The 460-nt window shown below is 71.1% G+C and carries 1 protein-coding gene; it reads left to right on the top strand.

Annotated elements, in window-relative coordinates; translation table 11 throughout:
- The coding region (locus tag I6F37_RS39335) for an efflux RND transporter permease subunit (RefSeq protein WP_225154276.1) at positions 1-460 on the top strand (460 nt) is incomplete at both ends.

The following is a 460-nucleotide window of genomic DNA, read 5'->3' as shown; positions in this document are numbered from 1 at the left end:
CGCCATCTCCATGCCGGTGCTGATCGGCATCCTGATGCTGATGGGGATCGTGACCAAGAACGCGATCCTGCTCGTGGACTTCGCCGTCGAGATGCGGCGCCACGGCATGGCGCGGTTCGAGGCCGTGGTGGAGGCGGGCCACAAGCGGGCGCGGCCGATCGTCATGACCTCGATCGCCATGTCGGCAGGCATGCTGCCGTCAGCGCTCGGCGTGGGCGAGGGCGGCTCGTTCCGCGCGCCCATGGCGACGGCGGTGATCGGCGGCATCATCGTCTCGACGGTCCTGAGCCTCGTCGTCGTGCCGTCCTTCTTCCTCGTCATGGACGACCTGCAGCGCGGCCTCGGCTGGGTCTTCGGCCGCTTCATCGGCGCCAGGGAGGAGGAGCCCGCCGTGGCCGATCCCAACGCCCTCGCCACCGGCCTCGCCGCCCTCGAGGCACGGATGCGGCGGGTCGGGGCC

It is taken from the genome of Bradyrhizobium sp. NBAIM08 (assembly GCF_020193935.1).
Classification (GTDB): domain Bacteria; phylum Pseudomonadota; class Alphaproteobacteria; order Rhizobiales; family Xanthobacteraceae; genus Bradyrhizobium; species Bradyrhizobium yuanmingense.
The sequence above is the reverse complement of the archived record's forward strand: the minus strand, read 5'-3'. Positions and strand labels throughout refer to the sequence as shown.